Origin of the sequence: Citrobacter sp. wls826, from assembly GCF_005281245.1 — a bacterium.
Classification (GTDB): Bacteria; Pseudomonadota; Gammaproteobacteria; order Enterobacterales; family Enterobacteriaceae; genus Citrobacter; species Citrobacter braakii.
Map to the genome: position 1 here is coordinate 46,192 of NZ_SZWS01000012.1, position 3,772 is coordinate 49,963.

At 56.9% G+C, this 3,772-nt stretch carries 3 protein-coding genes; all 3 read right to left on the minus strand.

The genetic code is table 11. The features are described from left to right. The coding region (ypfH, locus tag FDW87_RS01225; RefSeq protein WP_137379392.1) for an esterase at positions 1-677 on the minus strand (677 nt) is incomplete at its 3' end. Positions 678-750: 73 nt separating this feature from the next. After that, positions 751-2,766, minus strand: a complete 2,016-nt coding sequence (locus tag FDW87_RS01230; protein ID WP_137379375.1) for a tRNA(Met) cytidine acetyltransferase TmcA — start codon at positions 2,764-2,766, stop codon at positions 751-753. Positions 2,767-2,781: 15 nt separating this feature from the next. After that, positions 2,782-3,648, minus strand: a complete 867-nt coding sequence (locus FDW87_RS01235; protein WP_016153970.1) for a neutral zinc metallopeptidase — start codon at positions 3,646-3,648, stop codon at positions 2,782-2,784. Between the last annotated feature and the right edge of the window lie 124 nt (positions 3,649-3,772).

The window sequence follows — 3,772 nt, forward strand, 5'->3', positions numbered from 1 at the left end:
TCATCGTGAGGCTTACCGCCGCTCAGCGCTTCATCAAAGTAGTGCTTCGGTACGGTAAAACGCAAGTGGTCGAGCGCAAACTGCATACTGCGTTCATCAATAGCGTGCCCCAGATTTTCGACGATATCCAGCGTCACATCCCCACCGGCGCGAATTAACGCCTCCTGCGCGGCAACGGCATGAGATAACTCAATCACCCGGTCTTCACCGCCGTGAATCAAATGCACCGTCGTCGCGGTGGTTGCAACCTCCGGCAACGTGGCATAGCGACCATTAAAGGCGATGACCCGCGACGCCAGCCCAGGCTCGGCTTTAATACTCTCAAGCGACATAATCGAGCCCTGAGAAAAACCAATCAGCGCGGTCGCCTGAGGCGAAACGCCGCTTTGCTTCTGCCAGTAGCGAACGGTTTCGATAAAGACCGGCATAATCGCGTCAATACGCGCCTGGCGGTTCTCTTCCGTTATCCCCTGTACCGAAAACCACTGACGCCCGGAAGTCGTACCATAAGGCTCTGCCCCGCCAATGCTGACGATTAGCGCATCCGGAAACAGCGGCGCAAACCAGGTGCCAATTTCGCCCATGGCAACCGGGTTATCGCCGACGCCATGAAACAGCAACAAGAGCTGTTGAGCGGGTTTATCGGGACTTTGAACAACAAAATGGTCATGTTTCATGGCGATCTCCTTAACTGATGAGAATCATTCTACGCCGCTTAACCGCAATGACCATGCCAGGAAATTGAAGAAGTTAGTGAAAAAATTGCCATTGCATAATGCGATTATGTAGCCGTTGTTCACGCTCAGCATCCAGCTGTTTTAAGGCCTGCGCCGCCTCGGCGCGCTGAACTGCCAACAGCGCTTTGCGACCCGATATTTTCAGCTGTTGGCACAATTCAGCATCGCTGCGTTGAGCCTGTATACGCCCGCGTAATGCCGGAAGAGGCAACTCGCTGTGCTCAAGCAAACGACTCAGACAACCTAATGATGTCAGTAATGGTCGATGCGCGAAAGCAAACCCAGCCAGCTCACCCCAGTCATCCTCATTAAGCGTAGTCTCTTTCAGTGGTACCAGCGGAATGCGCTCTGCGTTCCACTGAGCAAGAATCTCCGCATCCCGTCGCAGGCGCTGGTGCGCCCGCCAGGCAAGGCGTTTTCCCGCTTCGCTGATGGGCAGCACCGCCATAGCGGTATAACAGCCGCTGCTGGCTTCCCGATGATTACCCATCCGTACCAGGACAAAACCGCAGCGCTGCCAGAAACGCCATAATTCAGCCGTATAACCAAAGCTGACGGACAGATAGTCGCACTGCGTGCAATAGTGCCGGGCCTGCAGAATCAGCTGTTGCCCAATACCTTCCCTTTGACGCGCGGGATGAACCGCAATTCGACTGACCCGCCGCCCGACGAGCGTGGCCGCCAATGGGTCTCCGCCGTGCGCCGCCAGTGACTGCGCAACCAGATTTCCTCTTGGTCGGCGATATCCGGCCCAGACGGCCTGGCTTAATTCTGCGGATAATCCCCCCTCGTCGACCAGCCAGACGGCTCCCGCCACCGAGTCAGCAGCCGAAGCCTGAAGAAAATGCTGACCCGGCGCGTCCATCATTCGCCGCAGATCCAGTGGCGAGGTGCGATAATGCGCACCGGAAAGTAGCTGATATACCGCTAACGGCAGCGCCGGGTTTGTCTGCCATGAGAGTTGCTCAAATTCCGAGAAGCTAAGCTCCCCCAAGGGGGCATGCGCAAAGGTTTCGTCGTCAAACACCAGCGCATCGCTGACGATTTTCTCCAGCGGACATCCCTGCGCCCAGCGTACGGGTTGTTGCAACTCATAGCGTCGAAGATGGGGAAAGCGGGCGCAGAATTTCAGCAAAAAGCCTCTGCCGGTTCCCTCGTAGCCCTGTACGGTGGTGGTTAACAGCGTACGAGGGAAACGCGCAACCAGTTGGTGTAGCAGCGGCGCGGGGATCGCGGCGGCTTCATCCACAATCAGCCAGTCTGCGGTTGCAGAGCTGCTTAACAGCGCATCCGGGGCCATAAAGCGGTATCGCTCTGCGGCAAATTGCGCCAGCACATCCGTTGCCGCTTTAGCAGGCGCGGTGACAATCGCGGTCCCGTTGATACGTGCTATCAGTTGCCCTGCCAGAGCCGATTTGCCCCGGCCACGTGCAGCTGTGACCGCAGCCACGCCGGGAGGCATATCCAGCAACTGGGTTAAAATCATCGCCTGTTCAGGCTGAGGATCACCGGTTGCCGCGTGCCAGACTGCACGAACAGGAAAACGCGGGCTGGAAACTGCGTGATGCTGCTGCCAGTGCAGAGCCTGTCCGTCACGGGAAATCACCCGTTTGACATGTTCAACAAAGTGCGGCGTTGGGATAGGTTCAGCACAGTCGCTCCAGCGCAGTGAATCCACGTCCGGATGCGTGTGCCAGGTATGCCAGGGGGGAGTCAGCAAAACCAGCCAGCTCCCGGCGATCAGCGTTCCGCTTAAGGCGGCAAACGCCGCAGCGTCAAATCCCTGCCCGGCGTCAAAAACCGCATGACGAAACTCGCGGCCTAATAACGTTTGCAGCGCCTGTGGCGTACAGTTCGGCTCAGCAGGGGCTTGTGCGCCCACCCATAACCAGTCGCCGGGTAACGTGTCGCGTAGCGCTAAAGCCCGCTCCTGACACCAGTTCCCCTCACCACTGATAATCAGCAGACGACGGATCCCTTCGTGGGCCATCTGTTCGGTTAACGCGCTCAGCGCCGTGTTATCAGACATCCCTGCCTCAGTAGCTTAAATGCCTTTACCAAAAGTATTACATTGTCCCGGATCGCCGCTGTCAAAACCGCGTTTGAACCAGCTAAGCCGCTGCTCAGAAGTGCCGTGGGTAAAGCTGTCCGGCACAACGCGTCCTTGTCCCTGCTGCTGCAGGCGATCGTCGCCAATAGCCTGAGCGGCGTTCAGCGCTTCAGCCAGGTCGCCGGACTCCAGCACGCCCTGCTGCTGCATACTGTTGCCCCAGACGCCGGCAAAGCAGTCCGCCTGCAGTTCCATACGTACGGAAAGACGGTTCACCTCAGCCTGTGAGGCATTCTGCTGCATCTGGCGAACTTTCGGTTCAATACCCAGCAGTTTCTGCACGTGGTGGCCCACTTCATGGGCGATAACATAGCCCTGAGCAAAATCACCATCGGCGCCCAGCTTGTTTTTCATGTCATCATAAAATGAGAGGTCGATATACACCGTGCCATCCGCCGGGCAGTAAAACGGCCCCATCACGGACTGACCCGCGCCACAGCCAGTACGCGTCGCTCCGCGATACATTACCAGCTTCGGCTGTTGGTAGGTCCGGCCCATTTTTTCAAACTGCTGCCCCCAGGTATCTTCCGTGGTGGCCAGAATCACCGAGGTAAATTTTGCTGCTTCATCATCATTTGGGCTGATGGAGTGTGATGATTGCTGTTGGGAAACTGGCTGGCCGGTCATTAATCCGGTGAGATCCACGCCATAATATCCCGCCACCAGCACCACAATCAGCAGGATGATGCCGCCTTTACCACTGGGCAAACGAAAACCAGGGCCGCCTATAGAAGGGCCGCCACCGGAGCTATTTCGTCTGTCTTCCACATTGTCACTTTCACGACGCCCTTGCCAGCGCATAATCACCTCAACTTTTTATTCATTATGATGATGATCGTAGGCGGTTCGGAACAGGATTACCATAAGAAACAGTAATCAAAATCGGCGGGATTGATGAGCCGGAGAGCGATCGCCGGCTCAGGGG